The sequence below is a fragment of the Mycobacterium szulgai genome (genome assembly GCF_002116635.1).
Taxonomy (GTDB): Bacteria; Actinomycetota; Actinomycetes; order Mycobacteriales; family Mycobacteriaceae; genus Mycobacterium; species Mycobacterium szulgai.
Map to the genome: position 1 here is coordinate 76,761 of NZ_LQPW01000165.1, position 25,388 is coordinate 102,148.

Here is a 25,388-nt window from a genome sequence, read left to right on the forward strand (position 1 = left end):
GGTTCGTGAGCGGCCCGCAGTTCACCCGCAGCGAACTGGCCGCAGCCTTCGAAAAGTTCGAGCAGACCGTCGCCCGCGCCGCCCAGACGCGGGACTGGGACGCCTGGGTCGAGCACTACACCCCCGACGTCGAATACGTCGAACATGCGGCGGGCACGATGCGCGGACGTGAGCAGGTGCGCGACTGGATTCAGCGCACGATGACGACGTTTCCGGGCAGCCATATGGTGGCGTTCCCGTCGCTGTGGTCGGTGATCGACGAACCCACCGGGCGAATCATCACCGAACTGGACAACCCGATGGCCGACCCCGGCGACGGCAGCGTCATCAGCGCAACCAACATTTCGATCATCACCTACGCCGGCGACGGTCAATGGCGTCGCCAAGAAGACATCTACAACCCGTTGCGCTTCCTGAAGGCAGGCATGAAGTGGTGCCAAAAGGCACAGGCGCTGGGCACCCTTGACGAGGACGCCGCGCGCTGGATGCAGCAATACGGAGGAACGCGATGAGCGCACCCAAGCTGGTTATCGGCGCCAACGGCTTCCTGGGCTCCCATGTGACCCGGCTGTTGGCAGCCGACGGCGAAGACGTGCGGGCGATGGTGCGGCCCAACGCCAATACCCGCGCCATCGACGACCTGGAAGTGACCAGATTTCACGGCGACGTGTTCGACAGCACCGCGCTGCGTGCGGCGATGGCTGGTTGCGACGACGTCTACTACTGCGTCGTCGACACCCGCGCCTGGCTGCGCGACCCGGCTCCGCTGTTTCGCACCAACGTCGAGGGCCTGCGCAACGTCCTCGATGTGGCCAAAGACGCAAATCTGCACAGGTTCGTCTTCACCAGCACCTACGCCACTGTGGGCCGGCGGCATGGGCGTGTGGCGACCGAAGACGACGTGATCGACACCAGCGGCGTGACTCCTTACGTCAAGTCCCGGGTGCAGGCCGAGAACCTGGTGATGGAGTACGTCGCGAAATTCGGTTTGCCCGCCGTGGCCATGTGCGTCTCGACGACGTACGGCGGCGGTGACTGGGGTGGCACGCCACACGGCGCGTTCATCGCCGGCGCGGTCTTCGGCAAACTGCCCTTCGGGATGAAGGACGTGCAACTGGAAGTTGTGGGTGTCGACGACGCCGCCCGCGCCATGATCCTGGCCGCCGAACGCGGACGCAGCGGCGAACGCTACCTCATCTCCGAGCGGATGATGCCGTTGAACGAGGTGATCCGGATCGCGGCCGACGAAGCCGGTGTTCGCCCGCCGCAACGGTCGATCCCGATACCCATGCTGTACGCCCTGGGGGCGTTGGGCAGTCTGAGAGCCCGGCTCACCGGCAAAGACAGCGAGCTCAGCCTGCAGTCGGTGCGGATGATGCGTGCCGAAGCCGACCTCGACCACGGCAAAGCGGTCCGCGAATTGGGCTGGCAGCCAAGGCCGGTCGAGGAATCGATCCGGGAGGCCGCCCGATTCTGGGTCGCGATGCGGGAGGCCGCTAAGAGTGAAACGCGTTCGCGTTGACCTTCAGGGTCCCCCGCAGACGATGCTGGCGACCCTGTACGCCAAGGCACTCGACGCCGATGCGCCTCGTTCGATCCTGAACGACCAGTACGCCAAAGCCGCCGTGGACCGCATCGAATACGACTGGGCCGCAACGACTATCACGCCCCGGCGAGCGCCTTCAGTAGCGGTGCGCACCGCGCATTTCGACAATTGGGCGCGCCAGTTCCTGGCCGCACATGCGCAAGCCGTCGTGCTGCACGTGGGTTGTGGTCTGGATGCCCGTGTCTACCGGCTCGATCCGCCGGCCGGTGTGCGGTGGTATGACGTCGACTATCCCGACGTCATCGCGCTGCGCAAGCAGGTGTACCCGGAGCGGGAGCACTATCGGCTGCTGTCGGCATCGGTGACCGACCCGGGTTGGCTGGCCGAAATCCCAGCCGACCGTCCTGCACTCTTCCTTGCCGAGGGTCTGACCATGTACCTGACCAAGGACGACGGATTGGCGCTACTGCGCCGGGTCGTCGATCGATTCGCCCGCGGCGAGCTGCAGTTCGATGCGTTCAACACCTTGGGGATCCGGACTCAGGTGACCAACTCCGTGGTCCGCCGCTCGGGATCCACCCTGCACTGGGGCATCAACGGTCCCGGCGACATCCTCGATGCGGTGCCGGGCGTGCGTCTGCTGGCGTGGGAATCGGTGTTCGACAGCGACACGTTTGACCTGGTGTCGCCGGTGTTTCGACGGCTGGGCCGAGCGATGGCGGTAATACCGGTATTGCGCACGATGGCGCAATATCACCGGTATGCGTTCGGCCGGGAATGATGAATGACCACTGACGTTGGAGATAAGCATGAGTAGTCACCCCCCAGTCCTAGAGCCCAGTGCCGGACACCCGATCACCATCGAGCCCACCCCGGGACGAGTAGAGGTTCGCGTCAACGGCGAACTAATAGCGGACACCTCCGCGGCGTTGCAATTGCGGGAAGCCACTTTGCCTGTGGTGCAGTACATTCCGCTGACAGATGTGGTGCAGGAGCGGCTTACCCGCACCGAGACCAGCAGCTACTGCCCATTCAAGGGTGAGGCGAGCTACTACAGCGTGACCACCGCGGCCGGCGACACCGTCGCCGATGTCATTTGGACTTACGAGCAGCCCTATCCCGCGGTCGCGGCCATTGCCGGCCATGTCGCGTTTTATCCGAACAAGGCGGAAATCACGGTAGTGCCCTAGGACACTAGGGATAGACCTTGGCCAGCGATTGGGTGTCGCTGTACTCGCGCATCGACACGATCAGGCCGTCGCGGGTGTCGAAGATGCACACGAACGGACTGTCGTACTTGGCGCCTTCGACGGTGACACCGTCGACCTGCCCCTCGATGACCACCGTTTCTCCCTCGTTGAGGCACCGCAGCAGATCGATGTTGACCTCGAAGACTCGTTTGCGGCGCTCGACCGCGCGCCGCAGTGTCGCTTTATCGATCTCGGCACGGGTGACGATGCTCCAGTAGGTGAAGTCCTCGCTGAGCAACTCGAACCCTTCGTCCAGATCCCCGCCTTCGCTCATGCTCTGCATGAACATCCAGGCCAGTTCGGCTTGCGGGTCGTCGAACGGCGTCATCACATCGCCATCCTTTCAGATAGTGGAGAGTTGTTGGGGTGAAGGCCGCACGCACCGTCACACTCCCCGGAGTGGCCAGCTTCGGGCACACTTTGGCGCCGCTACGCCGCGGCCCCGGCGATCCCTGCTTTCGGATGCCCGGCGACGGCACCATCTGGCGGACCAGCCTGCTGACCACCGGGCCTGTCACCGCGTGCATCAGCCGCGCCGGCCCGGACGCGGCGCATTGTGAAGCGTGGGGCGGCGGCGCCGAACAGTTCGTCGAGCTGTTGCCGGCGATGCTGGGCGCCGACGACGACGCCTCTGATTTCGTGCCGCAGCACCCGACGGTGGCTGCCGCACATCGCCGCCTGCCGCATCTGCGGCTGGGCCGAACCGGGCAGGTGCTGGAAGCTTTGCTGCCGGCGGTGATCGAGCAGCGGGTACCAGGCGCAGACGCCTTCCGGTCCTGGCGGGTGCTGGTGACCAAGTACGGCTCGCCGGCGCCCGGACCGGCGCCCAGCGGGATGCGCGTAATGCCGTCGGCGCAGGCCTGGCGTCACATCCCCTCCTGGGAGTTTCACCGCGCCAACGTCGATCCGCGGCGCGCGCAGACGGTGGTGGGCTGCGCGCAACGGGCGTCGTCGCTGGAGCGGCTGGTCTCGCTGCCGGCGGCGCAGGCGCGCGAGGCGCTGACGTCGCTGCCGGGGGTTGGCGTGTGGACTGCGGCCGAGACCGCCCAGCGTGCCTTCGGCGACGCCGATGCGCTGTCGGTGGGCGACTACCACATTCCCAAGATGATCGGCTGGACGTTGCTGGGCCATCCGGTCGACGACGCGAGCATGCTTGAACTGCTGGAACCGATGCGGCCCCATCGCCACCGGGTGGTCCGGTTACTCGAGGCCAGCGGGCTGGCCTACGAACCGCGCCGCGGAGCGCGGCTGCCGGTGCAGCAGATCCGCAAGATCTAGCCGGCGCTTTTGAGGCCGGACACTTCGGGTACCCAACGGAAATGACACAGTTCACCATTCCGGGATTGACCGACAAGCAGGGAGCGCGGCTCGCCGAGCTGCTGCAGAAGCAACTGAGTACCTACAACGACCTGCACCTGACGCTCAAACACATTCATTGGAATGTGGTGGGCCCGAACTTCATTGGCGTGCACGAGATGATCGACCCGCAGGTGGACGCGGTGCGCGGTTATGCCGACGCAGTCGCCGAGCGCATCGCGGCCCTCGGTGCGTCGCCGCAGGGAACACCGGGTGCGATCATCAGCGATCGCGAGTGGGACGACTATTCGGTGGGCCGCGACACAGTGCAGGCCCACCTGGCCGCACTCGACGTGGTCTACACCGGGGTGATCGAAGACATCCGCAAGTCCATCGAGGAGACCGAGGAGCTCGATCCGGTCACCCAGGACATGCTGATCGGCCAGGCGGGAAACCTCGAGCAGTTCCAGTGGTTTGCCCGCGCCCACCTGGAGAACTCCGGCGGCAAGTTGGCCCACGAAGGGTCGAACACCGAGAAGGCCGCTGCTAAAACCGCGAAACGCAAGTCCTAGTCGTCGGCGTTGCGGGCGCGTTCGGCCGCGGCGGTCTCCCGGTTGAGCCGCTGCGCCTCGTAGATGGTGACGTTGGTGCGCGACACGAGCAGCGACGCGATCCCGACGGCGAGGATGGCTCCGGGCACCACCGAGAATGAGCCGGTCATCTCCGCGACCATGATCATGATCGCCAGCGGCGCCCGCGCGACGCTGCCGAAGCACGCCATCATGCCGACCACGACGAAGATGCCCGGCGCGTCGGGTACCCCGGGCAGTCCGGTCAGCTCACCGAGGCGCCAGATCGCGGCGCCGACGAACGCGCCGATGACGATGCCTGGCCCGAACAATCCGCCGGATCCGCCGGTGCCGATCGACAGCGAGGTGGCGATGATCTTGGCGATCGGCAGCACGATGATGATCCACAGTGGAATCGCCATCAGCGACCCGCGGTCGGCGGCCAGCTGCGCCCAGCCGTAGCCGCTGCTGAGTACCTGCGGGATGAGCAGCCCCAACAGTCCGACCAGGAGCCCGCCGATCGCCGGCTTGAGGACCGGCCCGCCGGGCAGCCGGTGGGTCAGCGCCACCGACGCGTGGAAGATTCGGGCATACAGGTAGCCGACGGCCGCGGCGATCAGGCCGAGGACCACGAACCACAGCAGCGGCCATGCCCGTTCGAAGCGGTACTCGGCGTCGATGTAGCCGAACAGCGGGTCGAATCCCAGGAACGAGCCCAGCACCGCGTAGGCCGTCCCGGAGGTGATGAAACCCGGCAACAGGCTGCGGTAATCGAAGTCGTCGCGGTAGGTGATCGACGCGGCCAGCACCGCCCCGCCGAGCGGCGCGGCGAAGATGGCGCCGATGCCCGCGCCGATACCCAGGGCTACCGCGGTGCGGCCGTCCTCGTCGGACAGCCCGAGCCGTCGGGTCAGCAGCGAGCAGAAGCCGGCCGAGATCTGCGCCGTCGGCCCTTCGCGGCCGCCGGAGCCGCCCGAGCCGATGGTGAGCGCGCTGGCCACCATCTTCACCAGGACCGCGCGGGCGCGAATGGCGCGCGGATCGCTGTGCACGGCCTCGATGGCTTCGTCGGTGCCGTGGCCGGTGGCCTCCGGGGCGAGCTTGGCGACGATGAATGCCGACAGCAGTGCCCCGCCCGTGGTCACCAGCGGGATCGCCCACGGCCGGACGAAGCCCGCCGACCCGTGGCTACCGCCCTCGCCGACGGGTCTCGGGATGTGGTAGCCCGCCAGATAACCGAGCAGGAACTCGCCGGTGTATTTCAGCGCGAGGTAGAAGACCACGGCTCCCAGGCCGGCAATGACGCCGATGGTGATGCCGAGTAGAAACCATTTACGCAGGTAGCCCGCGTTTCGGATCGATGCGCCGAACCGTCCGCCTGCGGATTCGGGTGGCGCTTCGCGCGGCTCCGGTTCGTCCACCACGCCATCCTAAGGCAACTGGGAATAACCGGACTGCGGTCCGGTTATAGCCGGTTAGATCGATAGCTCGTCGAGAGCTCTCAAATCAGGAGGTAGATATGCCTGCCGTTACCGCAGACACACTGACATTGCCACGGGTCGGTTTGTCGGCTCCCGCCGACGCCGAACGCCCGGTCCGGTCGATCACCACCGGCCCGCGCGGATACGAAGGCCTGGGCTTTCCGGTGGTCCGCGCCTTCGCCGGGGTCAGCGCCGCCGCGCTGGATCCGTTCGTGCACATGGACCAGATGGGTGAGGTGGAGTATCAGCCCGGCGAGCCCAGGGGGACCGATTGGCACCCGCACCGTGGCTTCGAAACCGTTACCTACATGATCGACGGGAAGTTCGCGCACCAGGATTCTTACGGTGGTGGCGGGCTGATCGCCGACGGCGCGACACAGTGGATGACTGCCGGATCAGGCATCCTACATATCGAGACGCCACCTGTCGAGATGGTAAACAGCGGGGGTGTTTTTCATGGCATCCAGTTATGGGTGAATCTGCCGAGGAAAGACAAATTCGCTCCGCCGCGGTATCAGGCCATCGAAGGTGGCGACGTCGGCCTGCTCGCATCCGGGGACGGCGGGGCGCTGATCCGTATCATCGCCGGTGAGATCGACGGCCATCGCGGGCCGGGCGTCACCCACACGCCGATCACGCTGGCTCATGCCACGGTGGAAAAGGCTGCGCGCCTTGATATTCCGTGGCGGCGGGACTTCAATGCGCTGGTGTACGTGCTGTCCGGACAGGGGTCGGTGGGGCCGGCCGCACATCCGATTCGGCAAGGCCAGCTGGCCGTATTGGGACATGGCGACCGGATCGCCCTGGCCGCATCCGGCTCGACCCTCGATGTGTTGATCCTCGGGGGGCGGCCGATTCGGGAGCCGGTCTTCCATTATGGGCCCTTTGTGATGAATACGCGGGCCGAAGTCATCGAGGCGCTCGAGGACTATCAAGCTGGGAAGTTCCGTAGCATCCCGCCGAACGCGCTAATGCCGAACCATGGCGGTGGCACACTTTAAAAATGCAGGTTACGGCCAGTCGTGGCCCAGGTCGTCCCCCGGCGGCAAAGGCGGACGAGACGCGCAGGCGCATCGTGCGCGCCGCCCGCCAGGTTTTCAGCGAACGCGGCTACGACGGGGCGACCTTTCAGGCGATCGCCATCCGCGCCGATCTGACGCGGCCGGCAATCAACCACTACTTCTCCAGCAAGCGGGTGCTGTATCGCGAGGTGGTGGACCAGACCAACGAACTCGTCGTCGCCGCGGGCATCGAACGGGCCCGCCGCGAGACCTCACTGTTGGCCCGGATCTCCACATTCATGGCCGTGGCGCTGGAGGCCGACGCCAAGAATCCGTCCACGGCGGCCTTCCTGGCTACCGCTGTGCTGGAGTCTCAGCGGCACCCGGAACTCAATCGGGGCGACAACGACGCCGTCAGCATCAGCCGTCACTTTCTGACGTGGGCGGTCCAGGATGCGATCGAACGCGGTGAGCTGGTGGCCGGCACCGACGCGGCTTCGATGGCCGAGACACTGCTGGTGGTGTTGTGCGGTGTGGGTTTCTATGCCGGCTTTGTCGGCAGCTATCAGGAGATGGAAGCCCTCACCGAGTCATTGGCGCGGCTGCTGTCCGGCACGGCCTGGCGGAAGTAGACCCGCGGCTTGCAGTCTTCGAGTGACCTGGCGCACAAAGCGTATAGATTGCCTAACTTACTAGATACGATGGTGGCGCCATGACTGATCTCTGGCCGTTCCGAAATCTGCTGAAGGTGCGCCCCTGCGACACCTCACGGAAACCTACCGAGAGCGGGAGCATGCAATGAGCACAATGCGCACCCATGACGACACCTGGGACATCAGGACCAGCGTCGGCGCCACCGCGGTGATGGTGGCCGCAGCCCGCGCCGTGGAAACCGAGCAGGCCGAACCGCTGATCCGCGATCCGTACGCCAAACTGCTGGTGACCAACGCCAAGGCGGGCGTCATCTGGGAAGCGATGCTCGACGAAGACATGGTGGCGAAGGTGGAGGCCCTCGACGCCGAAACGGCCGCCACCGTCCAGCACATGCGCAGCTACCAGGCGGTGCGGACGAATTTCTTCGACACCTACTTCGCCGACGCCGTCGCCGCCGGAATTCGGCAGATCGTCATCCTGGCGTCCGGACTGGATTCCCGGGCGTACCGGCTGGACTGGCCGGCCGGCACCACGGTGTACGAGATCGACCAACCCCAGGTGCTCGCGTTCAAGTCCGAGACGCTGGCCCAAAACGGCGTGACGCCTGCCGCCGAACGTCGCGAGGTGGCGATCGATCTGCGTCAGGACTGGCCGGCGGCGTTGCGTGCGGCCGGCTTCGACCCGACGGCGCGGACCGCCTGGCTCGCCGAGGGCCTGTTGATGTACCTGCCCGCTGAGGCACAGGATCGGCTATTCACCCAGATCGGCGAGCTGAGCCCGGCGGGCAGCCGGATCGCGGCCGAAACGGCGGGCAATCATTCCGACGAGCGGCGCGAACAGATGCGCGAGCGGTTCAAGAAGGTCTCCGAGACGCTCGGCCTCGAGCAGACCATCGACGTGGGAGAGCTGATCTACCGCGACGAGGATCGCGCCGCACTCGGCGACTGGCTCAACGACCACGGGTGGCGGGCCGCGGCACAAAACGCCATCGACGAGATGCGCCGGGTGGGCCGGTGGGTCGAGGGCGTTCCGATGGCCGACGACAGGCAAGCCTTTTCCGACTTTGTGACCGCGGAGCGGTTGTAGTGGCCCGCACCGCGGACGATTCCTGGGACATCGCGACCAGTGTCGGGGCGACCGCGGTAATGGTCGCGCTGGCGCGTGCCGCTGAGACCGCCAGCGACAACCCGCTCATCCGCGACGAATTCGCCGAGCCGCTGGTTTCCACCCCGCAACTGGCCAAGGTGCGCGATCAGGTTGCCGCTTGGTGGGCGCCCGAGCCGGACGGGCCCGACGATGGCTCCCAAGACTCACAAGACTCAGAAGACTCAGAAGACGACGCCTTCAGCGTCGATGCCCAGCAGATGATCGACTACCAGGCCGTACGCACGCATTTCTTCGACGCGTACTTTGCCGGCGCGGTGGCGGCGGGCATCCGGCAGGTCGTGCTTTTGGCCGCGGGTCTGGATTCGCGCGCGTACCGGCTGGATTGGCCGGCCGGCACCACCGTCTACGAGATCGATCTGCCCAAGGTGCTCGAGTACAAGGAGCAGACCCTTGCCGGCCACAACGCCACCCCGGTGGCCGACCGGCGTGCGGTACCAGTCGACCTGCGCCATGACTGGCCGAAGGCGTTGCGCGACAAGGGTTTCGACACGATCCAGCCAACGGCCTGGCTGGCCGAGGGGCTGCTGCCGTTCCTACCCGCGGCTGCGCAGGAAGCGATGTTCGCCGCCATCGACTCGCTGAGCGGGCCGGGCAGTCGGGTGGCCGTGGAGATGTTCGGCGTGGACGAAGACAAGCGGGAAGAGGCCGAAGAGAAGTGGGCCCGTCTGCGCGCGCGGCGCGCGGCTCGCGGCGAAGACACCTCGTTCAACCCGTTCGAGCTGTGGTTTGACGACGAGGGCCGCCCCGAGCCCGCCGACTGGTTCGCCGCGCACGGCTGGTCTGCGCAGACGGTGAGCTCACACGACGAAGCCACACGACTGGGCCGGCCGCCGCAATCGACGGAACGTCCGTTCGCGAACAGGTTTGTCACGGCAGCCAAGGGCTGACGCACCCGTAAAATTTAGGTAGTGACGTAGCTCACATCACCGGCGAAGATATGCGCATGCATCTTCTTTCCAGCCGTCGCGTCGGTCTGTTGGTGCCCAGTTCCAACACCACCATGGAAGCCGAAGTGCCAGAGGTGCTGCGGCGTACGAGTGCCGTTTCCGGGGCGCAGTTCACCTTCCACGCGGCCCGGATGCGGATGAAAACCGTTGCCGCCAAAGAACTTGAGTCGATGAACGCCGACGCCGAGCGCGCCACCACCGAACTGGCCGACGCCGGCGTCGACGTGATGGCCTATGCCTGTCTGGTAGCCATCATGTCCCTGGGTGCGGGCGCGCACTGCGAGATCGAGTCCCGGCTGACCGCCACCGCGACCGCAGCCGCGGCAGGGGATCGCATCGATGTGGTGTCCAGCGCGGGTGCCCTGATCGAGGCCCTGCGGCACCTCGGTGTCAGCCGGACGGCAATCGTCACCCCATACGTCAAGGACCTCACCGGGCTGGTCGTCGACTACATCGACGCCGCCGGCGTGCATGTGCACGACGCGATCAGTCTCGAGGTCGACGACAACCTGGCGGTGGGACGGCTCGATCCACGTCGGCTGCCGGAAATCGCCGGCCGACTGGACACACGAGGTGTGGACGCCGTGGTGCTTTCCGCGTGTGTGCAAATGCCCTCGCTCTCGGCGATCCCGGAAGTCGAGCGGGCGCTCGGGGTGCCGGTGATCACCGCAGCGACCGCGACCTCCTGGAAGATCCTGCGGACGCTTGGGCTGCCTGCGGTCGCGGAGGGCTCGGGGGCGTTGTTCAGAGCGGCCGCCTGATGCGGCCGGCCGCCCCGGCCGTGGATGCCGGACCACCGCGGGGCATGCTGGCGTTGCTCACGGCGGCATCTTTCTTGGTATTCGTGCAGATCTTCGTGGTCGCGCCGATCCTGCCAGCACTGGCCCGCGAATTCGCCAGTACGCCGACTGTGGTCGGCCTCGCCGTGCCGGCCTTTCTGCTGCCGTACGGAGTGATGGTGCTGGTGTGGGGGACTTTCTCGGACCGCTGGGGTCGTCGCCCGGTAATCCTGTGCTGCATGGCGCTTTTCGCCATCCTGACGGCTGTTACGCCGCTGGTGGAGGATGCGGCGGGATTCATCGGCGTTCGGCTCGCCGCCGGGGTGGGCTCAAGCGGGGTGGTGCCCATCGGCTTGGCGCTGATCGGCGACCTGGTGCCCTATCAGCGGCGCGGACGCGCGCTGGGGTGGATGTTCGGCGGCATGGCCGGGGGTATGGCTTTCGGTGCCGCCGGCGGGGCGCTGGGTGAACCCGTGCTGGGCTGGGACGGGCTGTTCAGCGTGGTCAGCGTCGTCGCGGTGGTGCTGTTCATCGTGGCCCTGCGGCTGATCCCCAGGGCCACGGGTCCGCGTACTTCGCTTCCGGCGCGCCAGCTGGTAGCCGGCTACGTGAGCCTGCTGCGCAATTCGCGAGCGCGCCGGACGTATCTGTATGTGCTCGTCAATGCGGTACTGCACGCTGGGATCTACACCTGGCTCGGCGTGTACCTGTACCGGCACTTCCAGCTCAACGAAACTCAGATCGGACTGGTCCTGCTCGGTTACGGCATCCCCGGGCTGCTGCTCGGACCCGTGATCGGACACTGGGCCGACCGCCACGGCCGGGCTCTGATCATCCCGCCCGGTCTGGTCATGGCTGCGGCCTGCGCGGCGTTGCTGGCCATCGAGCCTCCGCTGGCAATGGTGCAGGTGGCGATCATCGCCCTCTCACTGGGCTATGACATGACCCAGCCGCCGCTGGCCGGCATCGTCACCGACCTGCCCGGCAACCGCGGTCAAGCCATCGGTCTCAACGCCTGCACGCTCTTTGTCGGCATGGGTTTGGGCAGTCTCGCATTTCGCGCCGTGCTGCTTCCCGCGGGCTTTGCCGCGGCGTTTTGGGTATTCGCCGGCGTGGCCCTGTTGTTCGGCCTGGCCGCGGTGCGGCTGTTCCGCGTCGAACGTCCTGCGCTCAAAGTGACTGTTATCTGACATGTGTTTGGTTAACATGAGGTTTCTGCTGGTCAAAAGGCAGGTGCAGCCGTGGCGGTTGGAAGTGCCGGATTTCACCACCCACCTCAGTGGGGATTCAGGAATGCGGTCAAGGCCGTCCTGCCCAGGCTGACAGGCGGCTCGAGCGCCGATACTCCCCCGTGGCCGGCGACCGTAGCACTCACGACGGCCATCGCATTCGTGCTTTTCGCCCAGATCTTCATGGTCGCGCCGATCCTGCCTACGCTGGCCCGGGACTTCTCCACTTCTCCAGGGATCGTCGGCCTCGGCGTCCCGGCCTTTCTGGTGCCCTACGGCGCCATGGTGCTGCTGTGGGGCACGCTCTCGGATCGATTGGGCCGGCGCCCGGTAATCCTGGTCTCGCTGGCGATTTTCGTTGCGATGGTCGCGGCCACCCCGTTGGCCGGCAATGCGGCGGAATTCATCGCGCTGCGGTTGGGCACCGGCGTCGGGGCCGGTGGTGTGGTGCCCATCAGCGTTGCGCTAGTCGGGGATTTAGTGCCGTATGAGCGCCGAGGGCGTGTCCTGGGCTGGCTGTTCGGTGGGATGGCCGGCGGTACTGCGCTGGGTGCCGCCGGCGGTGCGCTGGGCGAGCCGTTGCTGGGCTGGCGTGGGCTCTTCGTGGTGGTGACCGTGATCGCGTGGGTGTTGTTCGCACTGAGCCTCTGGTTGATCCCGGATACCCCGGCGACGCACGTGGCCCAGCCGATTCGTCAGATCCTCTCCGGGTTCGCCGGACTGCTGCGTGTTACGCGGGCCCGCCGGACCTACGGCTTCGTGCTGATCAACGCGATGCTGCACGCCGGCATCTACAGCTGGCTCGGGGTGTATCTGCAGCAGTCGGCCCACCTGGACGGGACGCAGATCGGGCTGGTGCTGCTCGGCTACGGCATTCCGGGCCTGCTGCTGGGCCCCGCTATCGGACACCTGGCCGATCACTACGGCCGCGCCCGGATCATTCCGCTCGGGCTGGCCCTGGCCGGAGTGTGCACGGCGGTGTTTGCGGTCGAGCCTGCGTTGGGGTTGGTTCAGGCCGCCGTGGTCGCCCTGTCCCTCGGCTACGACATGACCCAGCCACCCCTGGTCGGCATCGTCACCGATCTGCCCGGCAACCGTGGGCAAGCCATCGGGCTCAATTCCTGCATGCTGTGGGCCGGCATGGGAATCGGCAGCCTTGCGTTCCAGGCGATTCTGCTGCCCTTCGGCTTCCGCGCGGCGTTCGCCGTTTTCGCCGCGGTGGCCTTGCTGAGCGCCATAGCCGCCATACCGGCGTTCCGCGCTGAACGGCCGGCTTTGCCAACGCGTCCTACTGCTGCTTCAGCCGGGTGATTAGGATCGCGGTTATCGCCCGTTGAAACGACCGCGCGCACTTAGCCGTGGTTGCCTCGGGACAGATTCGGGACAGGAAGGACAACGATGACCACCGAATCCCCACCCAAAGTCGCGCCCACTGCTGGCGCCCCCCAATCGACCGACGTCGCCGGGACGGTCGCCCGGCTGCGCAAGACCTTCGCCAGCGGGCGCACCCGCAGCATCGAGTGGCGCAAACAGCAACTCCTTCAGCTAGCGAAGCTGGTGGAGGAAAACGAGGCCGCGATCGCAAAGGCGCTGGCCGAAGATCTCGACCGCAACGCGGTCGAGGCATTCATCGCCGACATCGCGACCACCGCGGGCGAAGCGAAGTACGCGGCAAAGAAGCTGCGCAAGTGGACCCGGCGCAAGTACCTGCTGCTCGAGATGCCGCAGCTGCCCGGGCGCGGCTGGATCGAGTACGAGCCCTATGGCACCGTGCTGATCATCGGCGCCTGGAATTACCCGTTCTACCTGACGCTGGGTCCGGCGGTCGGGGCGATCGCCGCCGGAAACGCCGTCGTCCTCAAGCCCTCGGAAATCGCCGCGTCTTCGTCTCGGCTGATGGCCGAGCTGGTGCCGCGCTACCTCGACAACGACGCTATTGCGGTAATCGAGGGTGACGGCTCGGTGAGCCAGGAGCTGATCGCTCAGGGCTTGGACCGGGTGATGTTCACCGGCGGAACCGAGATCGGCCGCAAGGTGTACGAAGGCGCGGCGCCGCATTTGACTCCGTGCACCTTGGAGCTGGGCGGCAAGAGCCCGGTCATCGTGGCCGCCGACGCCGACGTTGATGTCGCGGCCAAGCGGATCGCCTGGATCAAGCTGCTCAACGGCGGCCAAACCTGCGTCGCACCCGACTATGTGCTGGCCGACGCGACGATTCGCGACGAACTCGTCAGCAAGATCGGTGCTGCCCTTACCAAGTTCCGGTCGCAAGACGACCCGAAGGGGCTGCGCATCGTCAACCAGCGTCAGTTCGACCGGTTGAGCAGCTACATATCCGCCGCTAAAGACGACGGCACGGCAAACGTCGCCGTGGGCGGCGGATGTGACGCATCCACGCTGCGCATCCAGCCGACAGTGGTCGTCGACCCCGATCCCGACGGGCCGCTGATGACCAACGAGATCTTCGGTCCCATCCTGCCGGTGGTCACCGTCAAGTCCCTCGATGACGCGATCGGCTTCGTCAATGCCCGGCCAAAGCCGCTGTCGGCTTACCTGTTCACCAAGGCGCGAGCCACCCGCGAGCGGGTCATCAGGGAGGTCAGCGCAGGCGGCATGCTGGTCAACCACCTGGCCTTCCAGGTATCGACGGCCAAGCTGCCGTTCGGCGGCGTCGGCGCCTCGGGCATGGGTGCCTACCACGGCAAATACGGCTTCGACGAGTTCAGCCACCGCAAGTCGGTGCTGACCAAACCCACCCGTCCCGACTTCTCGAAGATGATCTACCCGCCCTACACCGAGCGGGCGTTCAAGTTGGCTCGCCGGCTGTTCTGACCCATTCCAAATCCCATAACAGCCAAGACTTTTCATAACTGCAGAGAGGAAACTGATGCCCGGAGTGCAGGATCGCGTCGTCGTTGTGACCGGAGCCGGTGGGGGACTGGGCCGCGAATACGCGCTAACCCTCGCCCGCGAAGGCGCCAGCGTCATCGTCAACGACCTCGGTGGAGCCCGTGACGGCACCGGCGCCGGCCACAACATGGCCGACCACGTCGTCGCCGAGATCCGCGACGCGGGTGGTCGCGCAGCTCCCAACTACGACAACGTCGCCACCGAGGACGGCGCGGCGAACATCATCAAGACCGCGCTCGACGAGTTCGGCGCCGTACACGGTGTGGTGAGCAACGCCGGGATCCTGCGCGACGGCACCTTCCACAAGATGACGTCGGAGAACTGGGACGCCGTGCTCAAGGTGCACCTGTACGGCGGGTACAACGTCATCCGCGCGGCGTGGCCGCATTTCCGCGAGCAGAGTTACGGCCGGGTCGTGGTCGCCACCTCCACCAGTGGGCTGTTCGGCAATTTCGGCCAAACCAATTACGGCGCAGCCAAACTCGGTCTGGTCGGACTGATCAACACGCTGGCCCTGGAGGGGGCCAAGTACAACATCCATGCCAACGCGATCGCTCCGGTCGCAGCCACCCGGATGACCGAGGACATTCTGCCGCCCGAGGTACTGGAGAAGCTGACACCGGAGTTCGTGGCGCCGATCGTCGCCTACCTGTGCACCGAGGAATCCGACGACAATGCGTCGGTGTTCGTCGTCGGCGGGGGCAAGGTGCAGCGCGTTGCGCTGTTCCAGAACGACGGGGTCAGCTTCGACAAGCCGCCGTCGGTGGCCGATGTCGCCGAGCAGTGGTCGCAGATCACTGATCTGTCCGGCGCGCAAAAAGCTGGATTCAAGTTGTAACTAGATGAAAGCCTGTGTCGTACAAGAGCTTTCCGGCCCGTCCGGCATAGTCTATACGGATATCGACGACGTGGTCGATGACGGCGAAAACATCGTCATCGACGTTCGCGCCGCCGGAGTGTGCTATCCGGATCTGCTGCTGAGCAAGGGCGAGTATCAGCTGAAGTTGCCGCCGCCCTTTGTGCCCGGCATGGAGACCGCCGGCGTTGTGCTATCGGCACCCGAGGATTCGGGGTTCCGTGTGGGCGAACGTGTTTCGGCGTTCGGTGTGCTCGGCTGCTATGCCGAACAGGTGGCCGTGCCGGTGGCCAACGTGGTGCGCAGCCCGGCGGAGCTCGACGATGCCGAAGCGGTGTCGCTGCTGGTCAACTACAACACCATGTACTTCGCCCTGACCCGGCGCGCCACCATGCGCCCGGGTGACACAGTGCTGGTGCTGGGCGCTTCCGGCGGAGTGGGCACGGCCGCCGTCCAGCTCGCCCGCGCGATGGGCGCCAGCCAGGTCTTGGCTGTGGTGCACCGGGAGAGTGCGATCGACTACGTCGCCTCGCTGGGGGCCGACGTGGTGCTGCCGCTGAGCGACGCCTGGGCCGAGCAGGTGCTCGAGCACACATACGGCAAAGGCGTGGATATCGTGGTCGATCCCATCGGTGGTCCGACATTCGACGACGCGCTGCGTGTGCTGGCTATCGACGGCAAGCTGTTGGTCATCGGTTTCGCGGCCGGCAGCATTCCCACGCTCCAGGTCAACCGCCTGTTGCTGCGCAATATCAGCGTGGTGGGTGTGGCGTGGGGCGAGTACCTCAACAAGGTCCCCGGATCGGCCGACCTGTTCTCCTGGGGCCTCAACCAACTGGTATGCCTCGGCCTGAGACCGCCCCCGCCACAGCGCTATCCGTTGTCCGAAGCCAGGGCCGCATTGCAGGCCCTTGACGACGGCGGTGTGTTGGGCAAGCTCGTCCTGGAACCCTGATCCTCAGTCGCCGCCGGCGATCTCTCCGATGGCATTGAGTAGGACGTTGAGCTCGAAACCGCCTGCGAGCGTTAGCAGTGCGGTGTCAGCGGCGATCGGCGCACCGAAGGCGTAGCTGAGCCCGCCAACCGGGTCGCCGTCGACCACCTGCTGGACTCCGTCGAGGAACAGGTTCAGGTTGTAGGACGGAAGCGTGGTCAGCACCGCATTGGCGATATCGGCTGTGGGCAGCCCGATGGCGTAGAGATTCGCCGACGTGTTGGTGATCGTGTTGGTGATATCGGTATTGAGCGTCTTCAGCGTGTGAATGAAGTTGTCTGGTGAGAAGTTCAGGGACAGCGACGGCAGCAAGCTGGGCCCGCCGGTGCCGCCCGTCCCGCCCGAGCTGAACGTCGACGTCAGCGAGCCCAACAGGCCGCCCGGACCGGCCGGCGATGGCGCGCTCATCGCACTGATGTCGCTGACGAACGCGCCGACGCCCTGCTGCGCGCCGGTGACCATATCGCCGGCGAAGCTCACCGGGTCGACCGACGGAAGGAGGCCGAATGGTGTTGCCACATCGGCATACCCGAGCGAATAGCCGTAGTGCGGGTCGCCGTAACCCAGGTTGATGAGGTACGTCAGATCCGGCTGGATCAGGTCGGCCAGCGGATTGCCGAGTATCGGCAGGGCACGCAGCGGTTCCAGGATCGGCAGGTTCGAGTAGGTGATCATGTAGAAGTTGTTGTTCGGATCGGTCGTGGGCAGGTGTACAAGCTGATATCCGGTGGGTAGGTGCGCCGGATCGAGATCGGGATAGTTGCCGTGCACGTACTGGATACCGGCAAAAGCGTTGATGTCAGCCAGCAAATTGATCGGATACTTGGGGAAGTCGGCGTACCCGTCGTAGATGAACGAGTAGGTGTTGCTTTGGTAGCCGGTGTGGGTGGGCATCGCACCATAGAAGTCCAGGCCGATGCTCGGTAGCTGCAGGCCGGCGAAGCGAGACATCAGGCCGCCATTGGGATTCATTGGATTGCCCAGCAGCGTGAAGGACAAATTGTTCGTGTTCGGGCTGCCCAGGGACGCCAGGTGCCGCATTTCCAGCGAAGTGATGACAGCGCTTTGGGAAAGCCCCAAAACGTTGACATTCAAATGTTGTTGGCTGATCAGTCCTTGGGGGCCGTACAGCGCGTTGTCGAGTATTTGGACCCCCGTAGACACCGACTGGTTGAGTGGCAGGTCCTTGATCTGGGTCAGCGGATACAGCCCCTCGGGGGTGGTCAACGGAATCAGATCGGCGGGCGTACCGAATAGGTGCCGAATGTAGGGTTCGACGCTCTTCATGTAGGGGACCGTCGGTATGGAGATACCGCTGCCCTGCATGATCAGTGCGACAAAGGGATCCGCCAGCAGGGCCGGTGCCGCGTTGGTGGCCTCGGCCACCGCGTACGCATTCCCGGCGCCGGTCAGCGCCCGGACGAATTCGTCGTGAAACAGCGACGCCTGGCTGACGACCGCCTGATATTCCTGGGCGTATGAGCCGAACAGCGCCGCGGCGGCCGCGGAGACCTCGTCCTGGGCCGCCGCCAGCAGGCTTGTCGTCGGACTCGCCGCGGCCGCGCTGGCCGACGCCATAGCCGAACGAATCTGCGCCAGACTAGCCGCGGCATCCGCGATCACCTGCGGTTGCGTCGTTACATATGACATCGAGCAGTTCCCTTCACCCAGGGTTTTGCGTCGTAAACCGACGATGCTGTGATACCGATGACCCGGCGAACCCGACCATCGCGGGGCCCGGTATCGCTAAGCCTAGATGGGTGTCGTCCGCCGGATGGCCGGTACGGCGAAATCGCCCGTGCGCGTTAGGGAATGAGGCTCTATTACAAGCCGAGACTCTGCAAATCCTGAATGATTTCGGCCGTCGCTTCGACAACCGCGATGAATTCGATCATTCCGGCCAAGGCTCCCAATCCAAAGGTGGCAGCCAAGGGGAGCTCGATCGCAGCTTTCAGGTTCCCCTGCAGCAGCGAGCTCACGAACAGGTTGGCGTTGTAGGCCGGGAGAATGGTGGCCATAGCCACGGCCAGATCCGCCGTCGGAAGCAACACTGAGTAGCCAGTGGAGGCCACGGAGGCGAGTACTCCGACGACGTTTTGCAGCGTGGGCGGTGTAGGGATCGGTGGCGGCGGCATGATCGTGTCGATATATGGCGGGAAGGCGAGCGTCGGCATGGTGGGCGCGGTGGTCAGCGCGGTCGGCAGGGCCGCGATGAAGTCGGTGATTCCCTGATTGGTTCCCCTGTACAGAGCGTCGCCGATGACGTGCGGCGGCACGTCTGGGAACAAGCCGAAGGGTGTGGGTACGTTGGCGGCGCTCGTCGAATAGCCGAAGTTCGGGTCGCCATAGCCCAGATTGACAATCACCTTCAGATTCGGCTCGATGAGAGCGGCTAGCGGATTTCCGATGACCGGGATGGCCCGCAGCGGATCCAACAGCGGCAGATGCGGGTGGCTGATCATGTAGTACGTGCCGGTCGTCGGGCCCTCCGTGGGCAGCAGCGTGGCAGACGCTATCTGGTCGGGGGTGAGGCTCGCATACGTGGTGTGCACGGTCAGTATGCCGAAAATGGCATTGATGTCGGACACTATGTTCAATGGGTACCGCGGGAAATCTGCGAAACCGTCATATTCAATCGTGTAGGTCGTCATCTGATACGGGTTGTCCGGAGTCGCCCCGTAGAACGGTAAACCGACAGTGGTTATGTTAATACCGGGGATACGGGCGAGGATGCCGCCATTGGGATTCATCTCATTACCGGTGAAAATGAAGTTAATCATGCTGGGGTCTGGCTTATTCGGGCCCAGTGAAAGGAAATGCTGTATTTCCAGCGACGCCAGCACGGCGCTCTGCGAATAGCCGAACACCGTCACGTGGTTTCCGGCATGCAGCTCTTGCCAGATCGCCGTGTCGAGAATCTGCACGCCCTCCCGCACCGAGGTCGCGAAGGGCAACGATTTCACGCCGGTGATGGGATACAACTGCTCGGGAGTATTCAGCGGTTTCACCGGAATGCCCGGGAACAGGTGGTGAATGTATAAGTCGGTGACACCCTTGAGGTAAGTGGGTGTAGGAATCATCATTCCGGTGCCACCCATGGCAATGGCGACCTGGTCATTGAATACGGGCGGCACGGCAGTCGGCGATGTCGGCGTATAAAGCCCTTGCGTTGCGCCCTGGACCAGCGTCGCGATATTTATGGCCTCGCTATTGATATAGAGATTGGCCGTCGCGGTCAGTCGCTGGGTCAAGTCGGCGTAGAACGAGGAAAGCTGTGCGCTGATGGCCTGGTACTCCTGGCCGAACGCGCCGAACATGTTCGCCAGTGCCGTCGAGACTTCGTCGGCAGCCGCCGCCGCGATGCCCGTAGTCGGACCCGCCGCGGCCGCAGTCGCTTCGCTGAGCGCCGAGCCGATACCTGCCAACTCCGTAGCCGCCGCGGACAGTATCGGTGGCTGCACGAACACGTACGACAACGCCTAATCCCTCCTGGCGACGGGCCAGGATGTTCGCCCGTCAAGCCGGTACTCGTTGGAGCCTAAAGGGATTTCGCGTTTATGTCTGGCCTTTGAGCCGACCCCATATGTTCTTAAAATACGCCGGCCGGCGGAGCCACTTGGGCCAAATAGGACCCGAACATCTGGGCGGCGACGTCGTAATCGCAGTAGGCGTGGGATGCCGCGGTGTGGATGTCGCGCCAGTACCGCTGAATGGGGTTGTCATTGCGAATCGCGCCGCCGCCGGCGGCTTCGAACAGGCGATCGGCGGCACGTACGGCCAGCCGAGTGGCGTAAGTCTGTCCGGTACGCCAAGTGACCCATTCGTCCATACCGGCGATGTCGGGGGATTGCGAACGCGCGTCCATGTCCGACCAGTGGCCGTCCAGAATCCGGGCCGCGGCATCCAATTCGTGGCTGGACTCGGCCAGCCGCATCAGGGCCGGAGATGACTCCACCACCTTTGCTCCGGTGTATGAGCGAACCCGGGTGCTGATCCGATCCCGATACAGATCGCGCAAGGCCTCCGCGGCGCCGAGGGCGACAGCGGGAAAGGTCAACGAATTCACCGGCGCGAACGGCAACCGATAAACCGGGGCCGGATGGCTGGCGAATCCGCTGGCCTGGCCGGTGTTAAGCAACCACATCTTCTCGTAGCGATGGTGCGGAACGAACGCGTCCTCGACCACGAGGTCCTGGCTGCCGCTACCTCTCAATCCCATTGCGAACCAAACGTCATCGATGGAGTAGTCGTGCCGAGGCACTACGGCGAAGTGGGGCTCGGCGTCGCCGTTGGCGTTGGGCAAAGAGAAGCCCAGGATCGCCCAGCCCGCGTGCTCGCATCCGCTGGAAAAGCTGAAGCGGCCGCTCAGCCGAATGCCGCCCTTGGTTTTTGTGGTTTTACCTACTGGCGCAACAGAAGAGCAGATGAGGGGTTGGGCCCCGCTGCCCCAGATCTCGTGCTGCAACTGCTCGCTGAAGTTTGCGATGGGGTGACAGTGCAGCATCAGCAGACCCATGGCCCACGCGGTCGACGGGCACGCCCTGGCAATCAAACGGGTGGCTGTGCCGACTTTGGTGAGGCTGAGCTCCAGACCGCCGTACTTGGCGGGAACCAGCGCACTCAGATAACCGGCCTCGCGTAACGCGTCGACGTTTTCCACAGGGACGCGGCGCAGCGACTCGGTTTCGGCTGCGCGTGCGGCGATGGAAGGCAGAACCGCACGCACCCTCTCGACAAGGTCGACGTCCTGCAATGTCTCTTCGATCATCGGGCTGGTCTCCTTCCTGCCATGTAGATCCTGAGTGAGTTGCATTGCGGCGCAGCAGATTCAGCACTGCAAGGCGAGTGGCGTCCGTGCCGATCTACGGGCGCGGCAGTAAGGCTAACGACCGAAAGTGATTGAAATCTATATGCACACGGTCCCGTGACTCATCAGCAAATAACGGATGTGCACATCCGCGGTTCCAGCAGGCCTCAGACCAGCAGCGCAGTGCGTAGTCGGTCCACGTCAGCGGGGGTGATACCCGCGTCCCGCAAATAGTTGTCCAGAGATCCGTAGCTCTCGTCGATGGTCTGCCACGCCGCCGCCAGATAGTCAGCACGAACGCCTAATACCCCGTCGGAAAGCCGGGCCTTGGTGAACGTCAGCACCTCCGGCGTCAGTTCAGTGTCGGACCGTTGCGCAATCATGTCTGAGATCCGGGTTCGCAGTTCGGGCACCGCGTCGTTGCTGCGCAGGTAGTCGGCGACGATGAGGTCACGTTCCACGCCGACCGCCTCCAGCACGGTGGCAACCACGAAGCCGGTGCGATCCTTGCCGGCGAAACAGTGGGTGAGCACCGGGCGCCCCGCCGCGAGCAGTGTGAATACCCGATGCACGGCGCGTTGTGCGCCGTTGCGGGTGGGGAATTGGCGGTATTCGTCGGTCATATAGCGCGCGGCGGCGTCATTGATGGCTTCTTCGGACTCGTCGGCCTCGTCGGATCCGTCGCCGGTGAGGAGTCGCCGGAATGCGGTTTCGTGCGGTGCTTCATCGTCGGCGTTCGCCCCATCGTCACCGAGGTCCGGGAATGGCAACAGGTGGATGTCGACGCCGTCGGGAACCCGTCCCGGTCCGCGCCGGGCGACCTCACGGGCCGCCCGCAGGTCGGCGACGTCGGTGATGCCCAACCGGCGCAATGTTGCGCGGCCGTCGTCGTCGAGACGACTCAGTTCGCTGGACCGGAACAGCCGTCCGGGCCGCAGTGCTGCGGTGCTTTCTGAGACGTCACGAAAGTTCCACGCGCCCGGCAGATCCCGGACCGGCATGTCAGGTGACCGCCGCCGCGAAAGCGGATTTCTCGGCGCCGATCTCGGCACGCGCGATGGTCCGCATATGCACCTCGTCGGGTCCGTCGAAGATCCGCATGGCCCGATGCCAGCCATACATTCGGGCCAGCGGGGTGTCCTCGCTGACGCCGGCCGCGCCGTGCACCTGGATGGCGCGGTCGATCACATCGCAGGCAACTCGCGGAGCGACGGCTTTGATCTGTGAAACCAGTAGATGTGCGGCCTTGTTGCCGTGCTGGTCGATGGTCCAGGCCGCCTTCTCGCAGAGCAGTCTGGCCTGGTCGATTTCGTTGCGGGACTTGGCAATAGATTCGCGAACCACGCCCTGCTCGGCCAGCGGCCGGCCGAAAGCCACCCGGTTTTGCGCCCGGTCCACCATGTGGGCCAGCGCGCGTTCGGCTCCGCCGAGCGCGCGCATGCAGTGATGGATGCGGCCGGGCCCCAGCCGGGCCTGGGCGATCGCGAAGCCGCCGCCCTCTTCGCCGAGCAGGTTGGTGACCGGTACGCGGACGTTGTCGTAGTTGATCTCGCAATGCCCGGGCTGGTCTTGGTAACCGAACACGGTCGTCGAGCGGATGACGGTCACCCCGGGTGTGTCTATCGGCACCAGCACCATGGACTGCTGCTGGTGGCTGGCCGCTTCGGGGTTGGTGCGGCCCATCACGATCAGGATTTTGCAGCGCGGGTCGGATGCGCCCGAGGTCCACCACTTGCGGCCGTTGATCACATAGTCGCCGCCGTCGCGGACGATGGAGGTCTCGATGTTGCGGGCGTCGCTGCTGGCGACCGCGGGCTCGGTCATTGAGAAGGCGCTGCGGATCTCGCCGTTGAGCAATGGCTCGAGCCACTGCTTGCGTTGCTGCTCGGTGGCGAACAGATGCAGGGTTTCCATGTTGCCGGTGTCGGGCGCTGCGCAGTTGAGCGCCTCGGGCGCGATCTCCAGGCTCCAGCCGGTGAGCTCGGCCAGCGGCGCGTATTCCAGGTTGGTCAGACCCGACTCGGCCGGCAGAAACAGGTTCCACAGGCCGGCTGCTTTGGCTTTGGTTTTCAGTTCCTCAATGACCGGCGGCACGGTGTGGTCATTCGGGCCGGCCCCGTGACGGTACTTGTCGTATTCGGTTTCCGCGGGGAATACGTATTCCGTCATGAAGTCGGACAGCCGCTGGTGGTAGTCGATGGCCTTGGGCGACATCGCAAAGTCCATGTCCGCCACGATAGGCGACGGTCTGGGCGGCTTCTTATCAGGTTGCCCTGGGCGCACGATGGACCGCATGACCGAGTCCAAGCCACCGTTCCCGCCGTTCACCCTCGAAACCGCGATGCAGAAAGTGCAGGCGGCGGAGGACGCCTGGAACACCTGCGACCCAGAGCAGGTGAGCAGGGCCTACACGCTCGACTCCCACTGGCGAAACCGCGACGAGCACATCGTCGGCAGAGACCAAATAGTGGCATTTCTTACTCGCAAGTGGCAGCGTGAACTCGATTACTCCCTGCGCAAGAGCCTCTGGGACTTCCACGACAACCGAATTGCCGTTCGGTTCCAGTACGAATGCCGTGATCACACCGGCCAGTGGTACCGCAGTTACGGCAACGAACTTTGGGAATTCACCCCGACCGGGTTAATGTCACGCCGCGAAGCAAGTATCAATGATGTGCCGATCGCCGAGACCGAGCGACGACACTTCGGACCCCGTCCAGCAACGGAGCACGGCCGGGAATTGCCCCTCTGGTAACGCCCGGTCAAGTTCCGGCCAGGTAAGAAAGTAGATGTACGCGCCATGACAGATCCGCAGACCCACGCCACCAGGGTCGGGGTGGTGGCCGAGTCCGGGCCCGACGAGCGGCGCGTTGCGCTGGTACCGAAGGCTGTTTCCTCCCTGGTCAACAGTGGGGTGGCGGTCGTAGTCGAGGCCGGCGCCGGCGAGGGGGCGCTGCTTCCCGACGAGCTGTACACCGCCGCCGGGGCCACCATCGGAGACGCGTGGGACGCCGACATCGTGGTCAAGGTGGCCCCGCCCACCAAGGACGAGGTGAGCCGGCTGCGCAGCGGGCAAACGCTGATCGGCTTCCTGGCACCGCGCAACGCCGAGAACTCGATCGGCGCGCTGAAAGCAGCCGGTGTGCAGGCCTTCGCGCTGGAGGCGATCCCGCGGATCTCGCGGGCGCAGGTGATGGATGCGCTGTCCTCGCAGGCCAACGTCTCTGGCTACAAGGCCGTGTTGTTGGCGGCGTCGGAATCGACGCGGTTCTTCCCGATGCTGACGACGGCGGCCGGAACGGTGAAGCCGGCCACGGTGCTGGTGCTGGGCGTCGGCGTGGCCGGACTGCAGGCGCTGGCGACCGCCAAACGCCTCGGAGCCCGCACCACCGGGTACGACGTGCGGCCTGAGGTCGCCGACCAGGTGCGTTCGGTGGGGGCGCAATGGCTGGACGTCGGGATCGACGCGGCCGGCGAGGGCGGCTACGCCCGCGAACTCACCGACGAAGAACGCGCCCAGCAACAGGAAGCCCTGGAAAAGGCGATCAGCGGCTTCGATGTGGTGATCACCACGGCATTGGTGCCCGGGCGTCCGGCGCCGCGGCTGGTGACGGCCGCTGCGGTGGAAGCCATGAAGCCTGGCAGCGTGGTGGTGGACCTCGCCGGCGAGACCGGCGGCAACTGCGAGCTCACCGAGCCGGGGCAGACCGTCGTCAAGCACGACGTGACGATCGCCTCGCCGCTGAACCTGCCGGCGACGATGCCCGAGCACGCCAGCGAGCTTTATAGCAAGAACATCACCGCGCTGCTCGACCTGCTGATCAAGGACGGCAAGTTGGCGCCGGACTTCGACGACGAGGTCATCGCCGAATCGTGCGTTACCCGCGAACAGAAAGCATAGA

The 25,388-nt window shown here is 65.2% G+C and carries 25 protein-coding genes; 18 read left to right on the forward strand and 7 right to left on the reverse strand.

Features of this window, described 5'->3' with window-relative positions; all coding sequences use genetic code 11:
* Positions 1-5: 5 nt before the first annotated feature.
* From AWC27_RS25225 to AWC27_RS25240, 4 genes are read left to right on the forward strand one after another with little or no spacing between them, the layout of a single operon-like run.
* Positions 6-512: a nuclear transport factor 2 family protein gene (locus AWC27_RS25225; RefSeq protein ID WP_085672989.1), complete on the forward strand. Its 507-nt coding sequence runs from the start codon at positions 6-8 to the stop codon at positions 510-512.
* Positions 509-1,522, forward strand: a complete 1,014-nt coding sequence (locus AWC27_RS25230) for an NAD-dependent epimerase/dehydratase family protein (RefSeq protein ID WP_085672991.1) — start codon at positions 509-511, stop codon at positions 1,520-1,522. Before AWC27_RS25225 ends, AWC27_RS25230 begins: the two co-directional genes overlap by 4 nt.
* A 22-nt stretch (positions 1,523-1,544) precedes the next feature.
* Positions 1,545-2,327 (forward strand): class I SAM-dependent methyltransferase, encoded by a 783-nt coding sequence (locus tag AWC27_RS25235; protein ID WP_085672993.1) that lies wholly within the window; start codon positions 1,545-1,547, stop codon positions 2,325-2,327.
* 28 nt (positions 2,328-2,355) lie between these two features.
* A complete protein-coding gene (locus AWC27_RS25240; RefSeq protein ID WP_085672995.1) occupies positions 2,356-2,736 on the forward strand; it encodes a DUF427 domain-containing protein in 381 nt (126 codons plus the stop codon).
* Positions 2,737-2,740: 4 nt separating this feature from the next.
* Here AWC27_RS25240 and AWC27_RS25245 read toward each other — a convergent pair whose 3' ends face one another.
* Positions 2,741-3,124, reverse strand: coding sequence for a nuclear transport factor 2 family protein (locus AWC27_RS25245; protein WP_085672997.1), 384 nt, complete (start codon positions 3,122-3,124; stop codon positions 2,741-2,743).
* A 38-nt stretch (positions 3,125-3,162) separates the two neighbouring features.
* On the opposite strand from AWC27_RS25245, the gene AWC27_RS25250 reads away from it, so the two are divergent.
* Together AWC27_RS25250 and AWC27_RS25255 are read left to right on the forward strand one after the other, a co-directional pair.
* Complete coding sequence (locus AWC27_RS25250) at positions 3,163-4,074, forward strand: DNA-3-methyladenine glycosylase family protein (RefSeq protein ID WP_085672999.1); 912 nt, start codon at positions 3,163-3,165, stop codon at positions 4,072-4,074.
* A gap of 41 nt (positions 4,075-4,115) precedes the next feature.
* Complete coding sequence (locus AWC27_RS25255; protein ID WP_085673001.1) at positions 4,116-4,664, forward strand: Dps family protein; 549 nt, start codon at positions 4,116-4,118, stop codon at positions 4,662-4,664.
* Here AWC27_RS25255 and AWC27_RS25260 read toward each other — a convergent pair.
* The gene (locus tag AWC27_RS25260; protein ID WP_139837205.1) at positions 4,661-6,082 is read right to left on the reverse strand and encodes a chloride channel protein; all 1,422 of its coding nucleotides are present in this window, start codon (positions 6,080-6,082) and stop codon (positions 4,661-4,663) included. The genes AWC27_RS25255 and AWC27_RS25260 overlap by 4 nt on opposite strands.
* Positions 6,083-6,180: 98 nt before the next feature.
* Between AWC27_RS25260 and AWC27_RS25265 the strand changes: the two genes are divergently transcribed.
* The 10 genes from AWC27_RS25265 (at position 6,181) to AWC27_RS25310 (ending at position 16,640) form a co-directional block, all read left to right on the forward strand.
* Positions 6,181-7,143 (forward strand): pirin family protein, encoded by a 963-nt coding sequence (locus AWC27_RS25265; RefSeq protein WP_085673005.1) that lies wholly within the window; start codon positions 6,181-6,183, stop codon positions 7,141-7,143.
* 2 nt (positions 7,144-7,145) lie between these two features.
* Positions 7,146-7,775 (forward strand): TetR/AcrR family transcriptional regulator, encoded by a 630-nt coding sequence (locus AWC27_RS25270; RefSeq protein ID WP_085673007.1) that lies wholly within the window; start codon positions 7,146-7,148, stop codon positions 7,773-7,775.
* Between the two features lie 175 nt (positions 7,776-7,950).
* Positions 7,951-8,883, forward strand: a complete 933-nt coding sequence (locus AWC27_RS25275) for a class I SAM-dependent methyltransferase (protein ID WP_139837211.1) — start codon at positions 7,951-7,953, stop codon at positions 8,881-8,883.
* Positions 8,883-9,851: an SAM-dependent methyltransferase gene (locus AWC27_RS25280; protein ID WP_085673011.1), complete on the forward strand. Its 969-nt coding sequence runs from the start codon at positions 8,883-8,885 to the stop codon at positions 9,849-9,851. Before AWC27_RS25275 ends, AWC27_RS25280 begins: the two co-directional genes overlap by 1 nt.
* 56 nt (positions 9,852-9,907) lie before the next feature.
* Positions 9,908-10,672, forward strand: a complete 765-nt coding sequence (locus AWC27_RS25285; RefSeq protein ID WP_085673013.1) for a maleate cis-trans isomerase family protein — start codon at positions 9,908-9,910, stop codon at positions 10,670-10,672.
* On the forward strand, positions 10,672-11,880 hold the full coding sequence (locus AWC27_RS25290; RefSeq protein WP_211281711.1) for an MFS transporter: 1,209 nt from the start codon (positions 10,672-10,674) through the stop codon (positions 11,878-11,880). Before AWC27_RS25285 ends, AWC27_RS25290 begins: the two co-directional genes overlap by 1 nt.
* 51 nt (positions 11,881-11,931) lie before the next feature.
* The gene (locus tag AWC27_RS25295) at positions 11,932-13,230 is read left to right on the forward strand and encodes an MFS transporter (RefSeq protein ID WP_245847516.1); all 1,299 of its coding nucleotides are present in this window, start codon (positions 11,932-11,934) and stop codon (positions 13,228-13,230) included.
* 87 nt (positions 13,231-13,317) lie between these two features.
* Complete coding sequence (locus AWC27_RS25300) at positions 13,318-14,751, forward strand: aldehyde dehydrogenase family protein (protein WP_085673015.1); 1,434 nt, start codon at positions 13,318-13,320, stop codon at positions 14,749-14,751.
* A gap of 55 nt (positions 14,752-14,806) precedes the next feature.
* Positions 14,807-15,667, forward strand: coding sequence for an SDR family NAD(P)-dependent oxidoreductase (locus tag AWC27_RS25305; protein WP_085673017.1), 861 nt, complete (start codon positions 14,807-14,809; stop codon positions 15,665-15,667).
* Positions 15,668-15,671: 4 nt separating this feature from the next.
* Positions 15,672-16,640 (forward strand): NADPH:quinone oxidoreductase family protein, encoded by a 969-nt coding sequence (locus AWC27_RS25310; RefSeq protein WP_085673019.1) that lies wholly within the window; start codon positions 15,672-15,674, stop codon positions 16,638-16,640.
* Between the two features lie 3 nt (positions 16,641-16,643).
* Here the strand turns inward: AWC27_RS25310 and AWC27_RS25315 are convergent, their stop codons facing one another.
* The 5 genes from AWC27_RS25315 to AWC27_RS25335 all read right to left on the reverse strand — a co-directional run bounded on the left by AWC27_RS25315 (position 16,644) and on the right by AWC27_RS25335 (position 23,700).
* On the reverse strand, positions 16,644-18,329 hold the full coding sequence (locus tag AWC27_RS25315; RefSeq protein WP_085673021.1) for a PE-PPE domain-containing protein: 1,686 nt from the start codon (positions 18,327-18,329) through the stop codon (positions 16,644-16,646).
* Between the two features lie 173 nt (positions 18,330-18,502).
* Positions 18,503-20,146: a PE family protein gene (locus AWC27_RS25320; protein WP_264079378.1), complete on the reverse strand. Its 1,644-nt coding sequence runs from the start codon at positions 20,144-20,146 to the stop codon at positions 18,503-18,505.
* Positions 20,147-20,268: 122 nt separating this feature from the next.
* Positions 20,269-21,447 carry an acyl-CoA dehydrogenase family protein gene (locus AWC27_RS25325; protein WP_085673025.1) on the reverse strand — a complete coding sequence of 393 codons (1,179 nt, stop codon included), beginning with the start codon at positions 21,445-21,447 and terminating at the stop codon, positions 20,269-20,271.
* Between the two features lie 206 nt (positions 21,448-21,653).
* The gene (locus AWC27_RS25330) at positions 21,654-22,487 is read right to left on the reverse strand and encodes a tyrosine-protein phosphatase (RefSeq protein ID WP_085673027.1); all 834 of its coding nucleotides are present in this window, start codon (positions 22,485-22,487) and stop codon (positions 21,654-21,656) included.
* Between the two features lies 1 nt (position 22,488).
* Entirely contained in the window at positions 22,489-23,700 is a 1,212-nt protein-coding gene (locus AWC27_RS25335; protein WP_139837213.1) for an acyl-CoA dehydrogenase family protein, read from the reverse strand.
* A 79-nt stretch (positions 23,701-23,779) separates the two neighbouring features.
* Between AWC27_RS25335 and AWC27_RS25340 the strand changes: the two genes are divergently transcribed.
* Positions 23,780-24,241, forward strand: a complete 462-nt coding sequence (locus AWC27_RS25340) for a nuclear transport factor 2 family protein (protein WP_085673197.1) — start codon at positions 23,780-23,782, stop codon at positions 24,239-24,241.
* A gap of 45 nt (positions 24,242-24,286) precedes the next feature.
* Positions 24,287-25,387, forward strand: a complete 1,101-nt coding sequence (locus AWC27_RS25345) for a Re/Si-specific NAD(P)(+) transhydrogenase subunit alpha (protein WP_085673031.1) — start codon at positions 24,287-24,289, stop codon at positions 25,385-25,387.
* Position 25,388 lies beyond the last annotated feature (1 nt).